Annotated in this window: 13 protein-coding genes and 1 tRNA gene; all 14 read left to right on the top strand. The window is 37.2% G+C overall.

Features of this window, described 5'->3' with window-relative positions; translation table 11 throughout:
• Nucleotides 1–46 precede the first annotated feature (46 nt).
• Nucleotides 47–123, top strand: a tRNA-Arg gene (locus ACM9HF_RS17405).
• 169 nt (nt 124–292) lie between these two features.
• The gene (locus ACM9HF_RS17410; RefSeq protein WP_473612187.1) at nt 293–1,339 is read left to right on the top strand and encodes an efflux RND transporter periplasmic adaptor subunit; all 1,047 of its coding nucleotides are present in this window, start codon (nt 293–295) and stop codon (nt 1,337–1,339) included.
• On the top strand, nt 1,339–4,494 hold the full coding sequence (locus ACM9HF_RS17415) for an efflux RND transporter permease subunit (RefSeq protein WP_473612191.1): 3,156 nt from the start codon (nt 1,339–1,341) through the stop codon (nt 4,492–4,494). The genes ACM9HF_RS17410 and ACM9HF_RS17415 overlap by 1 nt, the downstream gene beginning before the upstream one ends.
• A gap of 127 nt (nt 4,495–4,621) precedes the next feature.
• On the top strand, nt 4,622–5,365 hold the full coding sequence (gene flgF, locus ACM9HF_RS17420; RefSeq protein WP_473612195.1) for a flagellar basal-body rod protein FlgF: 744 nt from the start codon (nt 4,622–4,624) through the stop codon (nt 5,363–5,365).
• A gap of 19 nt (nt 5,366–5,384) precedes the next feature.
• Entirely contained in the window at nt 5,385–6,173 is a 789-nt protein-coding gene (flgG, locus tag ACM9HF_RS17425; protein WP_473612198.1) for a flagellar basal-body rod protein FlgG, read from the top strand.
• 55 nt (nt 6,174–6,228) lie between these two features.
• Nucleotides 6,229–6,912 carry a flagellar basal body L-ring protein FlgH gene (flgH, locus tag ACM9HF_RS17430; RefSeq protein ID WP_473612201.1) on the top strand — a complete coding sequence of 228 codons (684 nt, stop codon included), beginning with the start codon at nt 6,229–6,231 and terminating at the stop codon, nt 6,910–6,912.
• 40 nt (nt 6,913–6,952) lie between these two features.
• Nucleotides 6,953–8,056 carry a flagellar basal body P-ring protein FlgI gene (locus tag ACM9HF_RS17435; protein ID WP_473612205.1) on the top strand — a complete coding sequence of 368 codons (1,104 nt, stop codon included), beginning with the start codon at nt 6,953–6,955 and terminating at the stop codon, nt 8,054–8,056.
• A gap of 18 nt (nt 8,057–8,074) precedes the next feature.
• Entirely contained in the window at nt 8,075–9,079 is a 1,005-nt protein-coding gene (flgJ, locus tag ACM9HF_RS17440; RefSeq protein ID WP_473612209.1) for a flagellar assembly peptidoglycan hydrolase FlgJ, read from the top strand.
• 58 nt (nt 9,080–9,137) lie between these two features.
• Nucleotides 9,138–11,138, top strand: coding sequence for a flagellar hook-associated protein FlgK (flgK, locus tag ACM9HF_RS17445; RefSeq protein ID WP_473612214.1), 2,001 nt, complete (start codon nt 9,138–9,140; stop codon nt 11,136–11,138).
• Nucleotides 11,139–11,147: 9 nt separating this feature from the next.
• Nucleotides 11,148–12,353 carry a flagellar hook-associated protein FlgL gene (gene flgL / locus ACM9HF_RS17450; protein ID WP_473612218.1) on the top strand — a complete coding sequence of 402 codons (1,206 nt, stop codon included), beginning with the start codon at nt 11,148–11,150 and terminating at the stop codon, nt 12,351–12,353.
• A 122-nt stretch (nt 12,354–12,475) separates the two neighbouring features.
• Entirely contained in the window at nt 12,476–13,294 is an 819-nt protein-coding gene (locus tag ACM9HF_RS17455) for a flagellin N-terminal helical domain-containing protein (RefSeq protein WP_473612221.1), read from the top strand.
• 241 nt (nt 13,295–13,535) lie between these two features.
• Entirely contained in the window at nt 13,536–14,357 is an 822-nt protein-coding gene (locus tag ACM9HF_RS17460; protein ID WP_473612224.1) for a flagellin N-terminal helical domain-containing protein, read from the top strand.
• Between the two features lie 244 nt (nt 14,358–14,601).
• Nucleotides 14,602–15,423: a flagellin N-terminal helical domain-containing protein gene (locus tag ACM9HF_RS17465; RefSeq protein WP_473612227.1), complete on the top strand. Its 822-nt coding sequence runs from the start codon at nt 14,602–14,604 to the stop codon at nt 15,421–15,423.
• Nucleotides 15,424–15,608: 185 nt separating this feature from the next.
• The gene (locus ACM9HF_RS17470; RefSeq protein WP_473612231.1) at nt 15,609–16,430 is read left to right on the top strand and encodes a flagellin N-terminal helical domain-containing protein; all 822 of its coding nucleotides are present in this window, start codon (nt 15,609–15,611) and stop codon (nt 16,428–16,430) included.
• Nucleotides 16,431–16,497 lie beyond the last annotated feature (67 nt).

Genomic DNA, 16,497 nt, shown 5'->3' on the forward strand with positions numbered 1-16,497 from the left:
ACTAATAATATTTATTAGTGCGTCTTGTTCCACAATACTCCTATTGGACCCCATAGCTCAGCTGGATAGAGCAATCCCCTCCTAAGGGATAGGTCGCAGGTTCGACTCCTGCTGGGGTCGCCATAGTTAAATTAAAATATTCATATTATTTTTTAATACAGTCTCATTTCTTCCCTTTCACTCTTACATTTTTTATACATATTGATACGGGTATTTGATTGACCCATAGCTTACTCAGTGTAAGATTGAGTTATAAAAAATATCTTTATTAAAATAGAGTATAGGGAATAACATGAAGCTTCTTTTTACATTGTTACTGTTGAGTTTTTTCACTATCACGCGTTTTAGTTACGCCTCAACTTTAGTTATCGCTGAAGAAGCAATTGATCTACTTATGTATCCAACACGTAGTTCACCAGCACGTGTTATCGCACTTAATCAAAGTTTAATTCCCGCTCAAACTTCAGGTGTTGTAACTAAGCTCTTGGTTAATGTGGGTGATAAGGTTGTTAAAGGTGAAATATTAGCGACTTTAGATTGTGATATAAATTTATTAACTCACAAAGTTCAAGCCGCAAAATACGAACAGTTCTATTCATTACTCCTATTTAATAAGCGCGAATTGGTAAGAGGAAGAAGCCTTTTAAAGCAAAAGAATATTGGTGAAGCGGAACTTGATCGTTTAAATAATGCAGTTGAAAATAGCAGGGCAATTATACAAACACAAAAAGCTGAAGTAGATACCGCTTTATTAAATGTTGAGCGCTGTAATATTAAAGCGCCGTATGATGGCGTTGTTACTATGCGTATCGCTAACTTAGGCGAAATGATTGATTTTGGTAAACCTGTAGTTGAATTAATTGAAGATAATCGTTTAGAAGTTTCCGCAAAAATAGCCACAAGCGATGAGCAAAGTTTTTATCAAGCTAAGGTGTACACGCTCGATATTGCCGATCACTCTTATAATGTAACGTTAAGATCTTCACTCCCCGTAATTGAACAAAATACGCGTAGTCGTGAAGCTAGATTTTTATTTATTGATAAACAAGCTATAGCAGGGAGCACCGGCCGATTACGTTGGAAAAGCCCTACTCCTTATTTACCTGCTCACTTATTACAAAAGCGAGAAGGGCAAAATGGCTATTTTATTATAGACGATAATAAAGCCAAATTTATTACTGTTGAAATGGCTGAAGAGGGCAGACCGATTCCTTATCATTTACCTCATACCTCTCAAATAATTACTGACGGACGCCACGGCTTAAATGATGGCGATACCATACAAAAAACGGTGACTAATAAAGCGCTTAAACAAGCTTTGGGTGGAGATAAGTCGTAATGTGGTTACGTAATCTTATTCAAAATCATGTGCTTACTAATTTAGTTTTTGTACTTATCTTATTTATGGGTATTGCTGTTTATCAACAATTACCAAGAGAGCAAGACCCTTCTATTAATTTTAACTGGGTACAAATAACAACCTTTTTACCTGGAGCTTCTGCTCGAGATGTTGAACAAAAAGTTACTGATATTATTGAAGAATCTGTAGAAAAAGTTCAAGACATTAAGTTTGTATCAAGTACCAGTCGTGAAGCTATTTCAAGTATTTTAGTGCGTTTTCACGATATGGATGAACGCAAGTTTGATAAACGAGTGGCTGATTTACGACGAGAAATAAATAACGTAGAAGATCAAATGCCAGAAGAAGCTGAGCGTCCTACAATATTTGAGGTAACCTCGGCCAACGCTTTTCCTACGGCAACTGTTGTCGTTTCAGCTTTGGCTGATGATGAAAACTTAAGACGACAAGCTCGCGCTTTAGAAAAAGATTTAGCCCGTATCTCTGGTGTTGACCGTGTGCAAGATACTGGATTGCGAGAGCCTGAAATTCAGGTTCGTTTTGATGTTGATAAAATTCAACAATTGGGTATTTCGCCAGTAACCGTTGCAAACTCAATTCGAACATTTTTTACTGATATATCAGCGGGTACTGCGCGTATTGCTAAAGATCAGTGGTTAGTGCGTATTCAAGGAACAACTACAGATCCTGAAATTTTAGCGCAACTCCCTATCTTAGCGGCTAACGGTGTAGCAACAGAAATACGGTTAAAAGACATTGCTCAAGTTGTTCGTGCACGGGCTAAAGCAGATCGTATTGTGAGTTTTCAAGGTCGTCCTGCGGTTTTATTTGCTGTTATGAAACAAGACAGCGCAAATACTTTAGCCTTGGTTGAGCGTGTAGATCAATTTATTAAAGACCGAAATGTGGTGAGTAAAGAATTAGGTGTTGAATTTACCTTGGTAGACGATCAAACGCTTATCACTAAAAATGCCCTTAACATTATGCAAACTAACGCCATATTTGGTTTGTTATTTGTATTAATTGTAACTTGGTTTTTTTTAGGCAGTCGTGTCAGTGTATTAGTAACTATAGGTATTCCGTTTACGCTCGCAGGTACTTTTATTGTTCTACAGGCGTTAGATCAAACACTTAACACATCAGTATTGTTAGCTATTGTAATTGCATTAGGTATGTTGGTTGATGATGCTGTTGTAGTGGTAGAGTCTATTTATTACAAGTTGCGTCAAGGCGTAAAAGGCATAGATGCTGCTTGGAGTGGCTTACAAGAGGTGATTAAACCCGTTACTGCTTCGGTGTTAACGACTATGGCCGCATTTTTACCATTAATGTTATTACCCGGTATTTTAGGTAAGTTTATGATGGTCATTCCTCTTGTGGTTACTGTCGCATTAGCTTTTAGCTTAGTTGAGGCTTATTGGATGTTACCAGGCCATATTATTGCCGCCAAAGTTAACTTTGATAAACCTAGTAAAATGGATGCATTTCGTCAAAAAACACTTCGCTTACTTAAAGTTAAGTATGGCTTCGGGTTAATCAAGGTGATGCGTAATCCTAAAAAAACCTTATCAGGCATGTTATTGCTATTAGTGTTGGCAGTAGGTGCAATCGCTGCTGGCTTAGTTAGAACTGATTTTTTTGCTGCTGATACCATACGCTTATTTTATATTAATGTAGAAATGCCCCCAACAAGTTCATTGCAAGACACCATGAAAAAAGTGCAAGATGTTGAAATACTGGTAAAACAAGAGCTTAAAGAAGATGAAACTCGTTCGGTTGTTAGTTACGCAGGACAAATGTTTACTGAAATGGCGCCACTATTTGGCGACCAATTAGGGCAAGTACTCGTTTCTCTTAAACCTAAACAAGGTGATATGAGAAGTGTTGAAGAGTTAATTGAAGATACACGTAAAGCTTTATCAGGCGTTGTTGGCCCTACCAATATTTCATTTTTAAAGCTAGCTGGGGGCCCACCAACAAGCAAACCAGTTAGTATTAAAGTAAGGGGGGATGATTACCAAGAGCTACGTTTAGCAACAGATGCACTCACCCGATTTATGAAAAAAGATGAACGCTATAAAGATATTATTGATGATGACTCTAAAGGGCGTTTTGGTTTACAGCTTACTTTAAATAACGATGCTATTAATCGTTTTGGCATATCACCAAGCGATGTTCAACGTTCAGTTAAAATGTTAATTGATGGTGAGATTGTCAGTTATATTCAAAGAGAAGGCGACAGAATAGCGTTACGCGTTAAGTCGGCGGCAGCTGAAATTAATCAGTTTGAAAATATAGATGCCTTATTGCAGTTAACCGTACCAACCCCTTCAGGAAGTAATATTGAACTAAGAGATTTAGTGCATATAGAAACAGTTCAGGTAAAAGGTAATTTAAGGCATTACAACTTTAAGCGAGCAATAACGTTAGAATCAGATATTGATAAAAACGTTATAGATACTGTAGAAGCGAATGAGTTAATTAAAGTGCATTGGGCAACTATAGCGACAGATTTCCCTAATACGTCTTTAGATTTTTCGGGTGAGCTTGATGATATTCAAGAAAGTATTGATGCAATGGGCATGCTATTTTTATTTGGTATTGGCTTAATGTATTTAATTTTAAGTACACAATTCCAAAGTTACTTTCAGCCTTTGATGATTTTATTAACGGTACCACTAGCATTCGTTGGCGTAATTCTTGGTTTACTCGTTTCAAGAGACCCATTAAGTTTGTTTACCATGTACGGTATTGTTGCGTTAGCAGGGATAGCGGTTAACTCATCTATTGTGTTAATTTCAACCGCCAATGAAAACATTAAAAAAGGTATGACATTAACACACTCTACCTTTTATGCTGCTAGACGACGTATGTTACCTATATTAATTACAACACTTACAACGGTTGCTGGCTTGTTTTCATTAGCTTCTGGTTTAGGTGGGCATTCACTTATTTGGTCGCCTGTTGCAACGTCAATTGTTTGGGGGTTACTGTTTTCATCAAGCTTAACTATGTTTGTTATTCCTGTTTTGTATCAACTTGTAATGGGTACGTGGTTTAAAAAATTAAAGCATTTTATTCGATTAAATCTTACTTTATTATTCAAGAAGATATCTTCAAGTCAGGCCAATTAGCTTGAATATAACGAGAGTAGGTTTACAGCCGTAGGCCTACTTTACATCATACCTCCTTATCTACCTTTCTTTTTTATGGCACTTATATTGCATTTCTAATATCAGATTAATTTGATAGAGATTCGTTATGGATAAAATGCTTTATATCGCTATGAGTGGAGCGAAGCAAAATATGCAGGCCTTAGCGGTTAATGCTAATAATCTGGCGAATGCAAAAACTACAGGCTTTAGGGCTGATTTAGCACAAGCGAGATCAATGCAAGCTTTTGGCGAAGGACTACCTTCTCGGGTATTTTCTATGACTGAAGTGGCCAGCCAAAACTTTGACAGTGGAGCTTTGTCATCTACAGGACGTTCGCTTGATATTGCTATTGAAGGTCCTGGTTGGTTAGCTGTTCAATCTAAAGATGGTTCAGAAGCATACACTCGAAATGGTCATTTACGCTTAACTGAAACGGGTGCGCTAGAAACAACAAATGGCGAGTTAGTCGTAGGCGATGCAGGGCCTATTTTTTTACCTCTACCTATAAATAATATTCAAATAAGTCGCGACGGAACCATTATGGTTCAGCCTGAAGGCGCTCCTGTTACTACACAAGAAGAAGTAGCCCGTATCAAATTCGTTAACCCAAATGTTCGTGCACTTGAAAAGGGTAACGATGGCTTGTTTAGACGAAAAGACAACAACATTGAAGAAGCAGATGTCAGCGTTAAAGTGATGAGTGGCATGCTTGAATCAAGCAATGTTAATCCTGTTGGTGAAATGACAGACATGATCGCATTACAAAGACAGTTTGAAATGCAATTAAAATTAATGAAAACCGCTGAAGAAGTAGACTCAAGTGCTTCTGCTTTACTCCGTGCTTTCTAAATGAATTTTGAGGTGATATATGAACGCAGCATTATGGATCAGTAAAACCGGCTTAGATGCACAAAACAAAGAAATTGCCGTTATATCTAACAACTTAGCTAACGCAAGTACGGTTGGGTTTAAAAAGAGTCGAGCGGTTTTTGAAGATTTACTGTACCAAACAATTAATCAACCTGGCGGTAAATCAGCACAAGATACTGAAATGCCATCAGGATTAATGCTAGGTGCGGGTACTAAAGTGGTAGCTACCCAAAAAATACACACGCAAGGCGATATGTTAACTACCGATAATTCATTAGATTTAATGATTCAAGGTGAAGGTTTTTTTGAAATATTAATGCCAGATGGAAGTTCGGGATACACACGTAACGGGCAGTTTACAATGGATGAGGAAGGTAATGTTGTTACGCCAGGTGCTGGCTATTTAATGCAACCTCAAATTACCATTCCGCCTGATGCTTTATCTATTACCGTATCTCAAGACGGTGAAGTTTCAGTAAAACTGCAAGGGCAAGCAGAACCAGCGGTTATTGGTCAAATTAATACCGTCAATTTTATTAATCCTACGGGGTTAGAGCCGATAGGGCAAAATTTATATTCAGAGACTGCTGTGAGTGGTGCTCCTCAACAAGGTGTTCCTGGTTTAGAAGGTTACGGCATGATTGTTCAAGGTGCTTTAGAAACCTCAAACGTAAATACCACAGAAGAATTGGTTAACTTAATTGAAAGCCAGCGTGTTTATGAAATGAATTCGAAAGTTATTTCTGCTGTTGATCAAATGCTGAGTTACATCAATCAACAATTATAGATTGTTGAGCTATTTAAAATTATTTCTATTGATACAAAGAAAGAGGAGAGGAGTCATGAAATATTTAATATTACTAAGTGTTTTACTTATTCAATTGTCAGGTTGTGCAAGTATTGAAAACGCAAAAATATTACCTAATGATCCTGATTTTGCTCCAATAATGCCTGAAATGGAAGAAGAACCTATTGTACCCACAGGGTCATTATTTAAAGAAAATTACGTCAATAATATTTATTCGGATTCTAAGGCGCATCGTGTCGGCGATATTATTTCTGTTGTGTTAAGCGAAAATACACAAGCACAGAAAAATGCAAAAACAGAGCTTAAAAAAGACAACAGTTCACTATTAGGTTCGGTTATTGGTTTAGGTGGAGCGCCTATCACTTTTAAAGGAGACTCGTTGGAATTTGGCTACAACCAAAGTTCAGACTTCTCGGGCGATTCTAAATCAGATCAAAGTAACAGTTTAACAGGCAATATTTCAGTTCATGTATTACGTGTTTTACCCAACGGAAATCTAATGATACGTGGTGAAAAATGGATGTCGTTAAACAATGGCGACGAATATGTACGACTAACCGGTATTATTCGCGCTCAAGATATCAGTTCAGGCAACACGATTATGTCAAGCAAAGTGGCGAATGCTCGTATTCAATATGCTGGTACAGGAGCTTTTGCTGACGCACAAGAACAAGGCTGGTTGTCTAAATTTTTCGGTAGCTCATGGTGGCCTTTATAAAGCTTAGCTTTATAAAATCATCCATAAATAAGGTATTACTATGAAGCAGTTAATTAAGCAGTTGTGTAAATTCAGTCTTATTATCGTGTGCTTATTTACACACTCGGTAAATGCTCAACGTATTAAAGATTTAGCCGATGTGGCTGGCGTAAGATCTAATCAGCTTTTAGGTTATGGTTTAGTGGTAGGTTTACCTGGAACAGGTGAACAAAGTCCATTTACCGAACAAAGTTTTAAAACCATGTTAAGTAATTTCGGTATCACTATGCCGGCAAACTTAAAGCCTAAAATTAAAAATGTTGCCGCTGTTGCCGTTCATGCAGAGCTTGAAGCTTTTGCTAAACCTGGTCAAAAAATCGATGTGACTGTTTCTTCTATGGGATCAGCACAGAGTTTACGTGGGGGAACTTTACTACAAACCATTTTAATGGGAGTAGATGGTAATGCTTATGCTGTCGCTCAAGGGAGTTTAGTTGTTGGTGGCTTAGGTGCTGAAGGTTTAGATGGCTCTAAAATTGTTGTTAATACACCCACTGTTGGGCGTATAGCAAATGGTGCTATGGTTGAGAAAGAAGTTATTTCCCCTTTTTCATCGGGTGATCATATAACCTTTAATTTACATCACTCTGATTTTACCACAGCTAAGCGATTATCTGACACCATTAACGATCTTATTGCTGGCTCAGCTCGAGCTATTGACGCAACTTCAGTTACGGTAACTGCACCGCGAGATATTGCCGACCGAGTAAGCTTTTTGTCCACACTTGAAAATTTAGAATTTGAACCGGATAGATCCTCTGCAAAAATTATTGTTAACTCACGAACAGGTACTATTGTTATTGGTTCTGATGTTCGATTATTACCTGCAGCGATAACTCATGGCGGAATTACGGTTACTATTAATGAGGTACAAGATGTTTCACAACCTAATGCTTTTGCAGAAGGTGATACCGCTATAACAACGCAATCTTCAGTAAACGTTAACGAAAGCGATGACCGTATGTTTGTATTCCAACCGGGAGTTACTTTAAATACTTTAGTACGTGCTATTAACGAAGTTGGTGCTGGCCCTGGCGATGTGATGGCGATTCTTGAAGCTTTAGATCAAGCGGGTGCCTTACGTGGGGAGTTGATTGTTATATAATTAACAATCAATAATGCTATGACTAGACTTACCGATGCGCAAAATTTTCTTGATGTAAACGGCTTAAACTCTGTTAGACAACAGTCTAAATCAACCGATAAAGCAGATAAAGAAGAAGCATTACAAAGTGCGGCTAAGCAGTTTGAAGCTATTTTTATGCAAATGCTATTAAAGAGTATGCGTAGCGCTCAAGAAGTTTTAGAGTCTGATAGTCCATTTAATTCAGAAAGCACAAAATTCTACAGAGACATGCACGATCAACAAATGTCGTTAGAATTATCAAATAATGGGTCGTTAGGTTTATCTGAATTAATTGTTAGACAGCTGGGGGGCGATAGCGAAAACTTTACTCCTCACACCGTATTAAGAAGTAATGGTAATTTAGACTCTCGTGGTAAAAACGTTTTTGATTTGCAAAACACAAGAGATCCTTTACCTAAAACGATCGAGTTGGATCGTCAAACAAATGACAAAAATGAAGTTACGATCCCTAAATATTTATCTAAAGATATTGATCAAAATGTTTCAAGCAATACGAGCTTCTTACCTGAATTTAATAATCCTCAAGACTTTGTTACCGCCATTACTGACTCAGCTAAACAAGTTGAAGCCAAGTTAAATATCCCGTTTGAAGTTGTTATTGCTCAAGCTGCTTTAGAAACAGGTTGGGGGCAAAAAATCATAAGAAATAATCAAGGCGAAAGCTCTAATAACCTGTTTAATATCAAAGCGGATTCACGTTGGAAAGGCGATAAAACCACAACTGAAACGTTAGAGTTTCAACAAGGCGCAATGGTGAAAAAACGAGAACCGTTCCGTGTGTATTCATCTATAGCAGAAAGTGTTAATGATTACGTTAATTTCTTATCCTCCAATGAAAGATATCAACCTGCCTTAAAAAATCCGTCCAATGTGGAACAGTTTTTGCAAAACTTACAAGGTGCTGGTTATGCCACCGATCCTAATTACGCAAAAAAAATATTAGGGACATTGAAAACAGTTACCAGCCTTATTGAAAAGTAATTCTCTTTAATTACTTCTCCTAATTATTATTCGTTAATGCAATCGTTGTGAGGCAATCATGTCTGTTAATTTATACAATACAGGGGTTAGTGGTTTACTAGCTGCTCAGCAGCAACTTGCTACTACTGGTAATAATATTGCCAATGTTAATACAGAAGGATATAACCGCCAACGCGCAGAACAAAATGCTGCAACGGGGTTATATTACGGAGGTAATTATATTGGCGGTGGCACTTATATAGAAGATGTAAGACGAGTTTATGACCAATTTTCATATAAAGAACAATTATTAAGTCAAACAAATTTAAGTAACGCAGATGAGTTACATGTTGACTTAAGCCAGCTTGATGAAATTATGACTTTTTCTGGTGGAGCCATTAATAATTCTCTTGATCAATTCTATCAAACCGTAAATGGTATTGCTGATAACCCAAGCGACTTAGGGTTAAGAAGTATGGCAATAACCCAAGCAGAAGTATTAAGTAGTAACTTTCAATCCCTCAATGCTGACTTTGACCAAATGGAAAAATCTATCAATGGTGAGATAGAGCAAATTGCAAGTCAGATTTCTCAAATATCAGTAGAGATTGGTAAACTTAATGAACAAATACTGCATACTAATAATTCAACATCTGGACAGCAAAATGATTTACTAGATACTCGCGATAATTTAGTAAATGAATTGAGTAAATACACAAGTGTTAATACTGTTGTTGATAATAATGGTGTTATGAGTGTAATGATTGGTAATGGCGCGACATTAGTAGCAGGAATAACCTCCTTATCCGTTGGTGTGCAAGCGGGTGATCCAGATCCTAACAAAACCACATTAACCATTGTTGGTGCTAATAGCTCTGTTAAATTAAGTGGGGCTTCAGTAGGAGGCGCACTCGCTGCGAAATATGAATTTAGAGACGAGCATTTAGCGCAAGTTAAAAGTGAAATAAACCGAATTGCTATGGTTGTTTCTGAAACATTAAATGAAGCTCAGCATGATGGGTTAGATTTAAATGAACAAGAAGGGTTAGATTTTTTTACCGATATTAATAGTACTACATTAGAAAGTGCACGTGTATTAGCTACCTCTAAAAATACAGGGAATTTACAAGCACGCGTAAATATTTCTGACGTGTCAAAAGTACCTACAGATGAGTTTGAAATTAAATATGATGGAGTAAATTTCATCATGAAAAATTTATCAGATAACTCAACCGTTAACTTAGGTGCTGCGGGGGCTTCACATAGTGCTTCTCTTGCTTTATATGGTTTTGAGTTTATTGAAGATTCAGGAACACCAAACGCAGGCGATACCTTTATTATTAGGCCAACTGAAAATAGTGCCTCATTAATGAAAGTTAATTTAACTGATGGGGCTGGGATTGCAGCAAGTACACCTATAGATGTTTCAACCTCTGATAATAATGTGGGAGGAGGTGGAGTCGCTATTGTTCAAATGAATGATCCATTAGCCGCACAAACATATGCAAGTACAACCAATACTTCTTTAACCGTTGATATTTATGAAAGTGCACCAGGTGTATTTGATTATCGTGTTTATGATGCTGCCGTTGTGCCAATTTCAAGTATAGCGTCAGGTTCATATTTGTCGGGTAGTAGCGTACTTGTAGATTTACCTCCTTCACCTGCTACAGCAGCATTTCAATTAGAAATTAAAGGTAGTCCAACAGGGGCAAGCGCTTTAGCACGAGAAGAGTTTTATATTGCTGATTCATTTGGTGTGGGTAACGGTAATAATGCAACCTTAATGGGACTAACCCAAGAAAAAGGCATTATTAATGGTGAGAAAGAAACCTTTAGTCAAAGTCTTGGAGTATCTACGGCTAGCGTAGGGTCAAAAGCAAAATCTGCAGAATTAGTGGAAACAACGGCGCAAGCTTTATATACACAGGCTTATAACCGTAACCAATCTACATCAGGTGTTAACCTAGATGAGGAAGCAGCGAACTTATTAAAGTTTCAACAAGCTTATCAAGCCTCTTCACAAATAATTTCTATTGCGAATACTATTTTTGACACGTTACTTCAAGCGGTGAGATAGGAGTAAATTATGAGAGTTTCAACTGCCCAGTTTTATCTTCAAAATAGCCAAACAATTGGTACCTTACAATCTCAAGTTAATCAACAGTCAGAATATTTATCAACAGGTAAGCGTATTATCACAGCTAAAGACGATGCGGTCGCATATGGTACGTTAGCTGGTTATAAAGATGAGCTGATGAATATTGAAAAATATCAGCGAAATATAACACAGGCTAATAATAGAAATAGCCTGCAAGATACCTCATTCGATAATGCTCAAAATTTAATGCAAGAATTAAAAAGTCTTTTTATTCAAGCAAATAACGGAACATTAGATGACGATGATCTTAATTCTTTAGCCGAGCTGGCAACGAATAGCCAATCACAACTGTTAGACATAGCGAATACAAAAGACGAAACCGGCGGTTATATTTTTGCTGGGTACCAAATAGATAAACAACCTTTTGTTTTACAACCTGACAATTCTGTTAATTACTTAGGGGATAGTGGTGTAAGGGAACTGCAAATAGCAAAAAATGTAATGGTTGATACTAACCAACCAGGTGACGAAGCATTTGAAAAAGTTGCTAATGCTATTGGTGATTTTAAGCCTAATTATATCTCTAATACCTCAGGAATTTCTGTAAACAGTGCGCTGATTAATAACCCTGCGGCTTATGACGATATAAGTAATCCACCCGGTTATCGCTTTACTTTTACTGCCCCATCCGATTTAACCGTTACTGATGTGAATGGTAGTGTTGTATATCCTACGGCGGCATATACCCCAGGGCAAACAATTGCCTTTAATGGTGTTGAAGTTCAGTTAGACGGCAATCCTTTGCCCGGCGATGAGCTTGTCTTAGAAGCCACTCAAACGATTAGTATTTTTGATACGATAAAATCAGCAATTGATTGGATGAATGTGGGTGCTACACCCGCTAATAATATTCAACATCAAGTTGATTATAACGAAATTTTGACTCAATTAGATCGAAGCCTTAATCATATGACTACACGTCAAACAGATGCAGGTATAAGAGTTCAACTCATTGAAACTCAAAGTGAAAATCATAAAGATAAAGAGTTAACTATATCGAAAAGCCAATCAAATATTGAAGATTTAGATTTTGCTAAAGCGGTAGCAAGCTTTGAGCAATCGCAAGTGGCATTGCAAGCAGCACAGCAAACCTTTGTACAAGTAAAAAACCTTACATTATTTAATTATATTTAACATTTTTAATGTTGGCATTAAAAATGTATTAAATAGTTAGCGTCAAAATTTATATTAAAGTGGTTCCAAGTAAATGTTGTTATCAGCAAATAGAACCACCACCTACTTAGGAGATGATAGCAATGGCATTAGTCGTAAATAGTAATATAGCGTCTTTAAACTCGCAACGAAGTTTAGGTACTGCAACAAACGAATTATCAACTAACTTTGAGCGTTTATCTTCTGGTAAACGGATCAATAGTGCGAAAGATGATGCGGCAGGTTTACAAATTTCAGCTCGTTTAACCGCTCAAATAAATGGTTTAAATCAAGCCACTCGAAACGCAAATGATGGTATTTCTTTAGCTCAAACAGCTGAAGGTGCATTAGATGAATTTACCAATGCTTTACAGCGTATGCGTACTTTATCTATTCAATCAGCTAACGGTTCAAATACCGATGCAGATAGAACCGCACTTGATGCCGAGTTCCAAGAACTAGCCACAGAAATAACACGTATTTCAGATCAGGCTAGTTTTGGTGGTGAAAATTTACTCGATGGTACTTATACAGGTAAAGATTTTCAAATTGGTGCTAATGGTGGGCAAACTATACGTTTATCTATATCACAAGATTTTGCAGCATCGGTTATTTTAAGTACACCAACAATATCATCTGCTGCTCAAGCTTCTACAGCTATTGGTAAAATTGATACTGCGTTACAAACTGTAAACAGTGTGCGTGCAGAGCTTGGTGCTAAACAAAACCGTTTTAGTTCTGTTATTCGAAGTAACGATAATACAGCGCAAAACTTATCAGCATCTCGTTCTCGTGTAATGGATACGGATTACGCAGCGGAAAGTGCTTCGCTCGCTAAGAGTACTGTACTGCAACAAGCAGCAAGCTCTATGCTAGCTCAGGCAAATCAACAGCCTCAAATAGCCTTGTCTCTACTGCAATAAAGAAAAACATATGTTTTATGCTTAAAGCCCTCATTTATGAGGGTTTTTTTTTAACTAAAATATTTTTAAATCAATGGTTAACGTTCTTATTCTAGGTTTTAAAAATAAAAGCTAAAAAAGTTTAAAGTTATTTGAAAAGTCACCGATATAGTTTTCAAGAAGCATTAAGTAAAAAATAATTACTTATACTTGCTTCACAAATTAAATAATTTTATGAGTATATTACCTAGGAGATCTTATCATGGCATTAGTTGTTAATAGTAATGTTCAATCTTTGAATTCACAGCGTCAACTTCAGAATTCAACCAATAGCCTAGCCGATAATTTTGAGCGTTTATCTTCTGGTAAACGTATTAACAGCGCAAAAGATGATGCTGCTGGTTTACAAATATCAAGTCGTTTAACGGCACAAATTAATGGCTTAAATCAAGCGTCTCGTAATGCTAATGATGGTATATCTTTAGCGCAAACCGCTGAAGGAGCGTTAGACGAATATACGAATACTTTACAACGTATGCGTACATTGGCTGTGCAATCGGCTAACGGTTCAAATAGTGATGCTGATAGAACAGCATTAGATGCTGAATTTGGTGAATTAGAACTAGAACTGACACGTATTTCAGATCAAACTTCATTTGCTGGTGAGAACCTATTAAACGGTTCTTTTACAGGTAAAGCGTTTCAAATTGGTGCTGACGGCGGACAAACTATTACGGTGTCTATAGGTCAAGACTTTGATGCATCTTCTATACTAGGTGCAGCTTCTACAAATATTTCTAGTGCTGGAGGTGCCTCTACAGCTATTGGTAATGTGGATGCAGCTTTGGTTAAAGTGAATACAGTACGAGCAGATCTGGGTGCAAAACAAAATCGTTTTTCTTCTGTTATTAGAAGTAACGATAATACCGCACAAAACTTGTCAGCTTCACGTTCACGTGTGCTTGATACAGATTATGCTGCAGAAAGTGCTGCATTAGCAAAAAGCTCAGTACTACAACAGGCATCAAGCTCAATGCTTGCACAGGCAAATCAACAACCACAAATAGCACTATCGTTATTGTAGTGATTTATTTTTTTATGGTGGCCTTTAAACCCTCTTTCTGAGGGTTTTTTATTATAGGAAAAATAAAATTTTCTTAAAAATCAATAAAAAATGCTGTTTTGAAATAAAAAGCTAAAAAAGATTAAAGTTATTTAAAAAGTAACCGATATAGTTTTTAAGAAGCAGTGAGTATCAATACTGATTATTAAATACTAGCTTCGTTAATCGAATTCATTGAAGGGTAATTTACCCAGGAGATATTATCATGGCATTAGTAGTTAATAGTAACGTTCAATCATTGAACTCACAGCGTCAACTGCAAAACTCAACCAATAGCTTAGCTGATAATTTTGAGCGTTTATCTTCAGGTAAACGTATTAACAGCGCTAAAGATGATGCGGCTGGTCTACAAATTTCAAGTCGTCTTACTGCCCAAATTAACGGACTTAATCAAGCATCACGTAACGCTAACGATGGTATTTCATTAGCGCAAACAGCAGAGGGTGCACTAGATGAATATACAAATACATTGCAACGTATGCGTACATTAGCGGTGCAATCAGCGAATGGTTCAAATAGTGACTCAGATAGAACTGCGTTAGATTCTGAATTTAGCGAGTTAGAACTTGAGTTAACGCGTATTTCATCACAAACATCTTTTGCTGGTGAGAATTTATTAGATTCATCGTTTACAAGTAAAGCTTTTCAAATTGGTGCCGATGGTGGTCAAACGATTACCATTTCTATTGCACAGAACTTTACTGCAGCGTCTATTTTAGGGAATGCTACAGCTACAATCTCTTCGGCTGGTGGCGCATCTACAGCTATCGGTAATGTTGATGCTGCTTTGGTTAAAGTGAATACAGTGCGCGCCGATTTAGGTGCTAAGCAAAACCGTTTCGCTTCAGTTATTCGTAGTAACGACAATACGGCACAAAACTTATCAGCATCACGTTCACGAGTATTGGATACTGATTACGCTGCTGAAAGTGCTGCATTAGCTAAGAGTTCAGTATTACAACAAGCATCAAGCTCAATGTTAGCTCAAGCGAATCAACAACCGCAAATAGCATTATCATTATTATAACAGCGAGTAATAGAGGCAGGTTATTAATAATCCATTAGCCTCTAATAAACTTTTGTACGTGTTATTGACGTTATTTACTAAAGTATATTTATGACGTGTCGATAACATAGGTATATGAAGTGAAGTTAAGTACATTCACTTTAAATTAATTCAGATAGGGCTTTGTAAGTCCGAAGGAGAATAACATGGCTTTAGTAGTTAATAGTAATGTTCAATCATTGAACTCACAGCGTCAACTTCAAAACTCAACTAATAGTTTAGCTGATAACTTTGAGCGTTTATCTTCAGGTAAACGCATTAACAGCGCAAAAGATGATGCGGCTGGTCTACAAATTTCAAGTCGTTTAACGGCGCAAATTAATGGCTTAAACCAAGCATCACGTAACGCTAACGATGGTATTTCATTAGCGCAAACTGCTGAAGGCGCGTTAGATGAGTATACAAATACATTACAACGTATGCGTACATTAGCAGTACAATCAGCTAACGGCTCAAACAGTACTGCGGATAGAACCGCACTTGATGCTGAATTTGGTGAGTTAGAACTTGAACTTACGCGAATTTCAGATCAAACTTCATTTGCTGGTGAAACGCTTCTCGATGGCAGTTTTACCAATAAAGCATTTCAAATTGGTGCTGATGGTGGGCAAACAATTACAGTATCAATTGGTCAAAACTTTGATGCAGCAACTATTTTATCAACAGGTGCTGCAACTATCGCTACAGATGTTGGCGCTACGTCAGCAATCGGATTAGTTGATAATGCGTTAGTAAAAGTGAATACTGTACGAGCTGATTTAGGTGCAAAACAAAATCGCTTTTCTTCAGTTATTCGTAGTAACGATAATACAGCGCAAAACTTATCAGCATCACGCTCACGTGTATTAGATACTGATTACGCGGCAGAAAGTGCAGCATTAGCGAAGAGCTCAGTGTTACAACAAGCATCAAGCTCAATGTTAGCTCAAGCAAATCAACAGCCGCAAATAGCATTGTCATTACTGTAGGTTTTACTTAAAAAGTAGTAACAGAATAATGACACTCCTACTTGAGTGTCATTTTCGTATATAAAAT

Source organism: Colwellia sp. RE-S-Sl-9, assembly GCF_048296855.1.
Lineage (GTDB): Bacteria > Pseudomonadota > Gammaproteobacteria > Enterobacterales > Alteromonadaceae > Pseudocolwellia.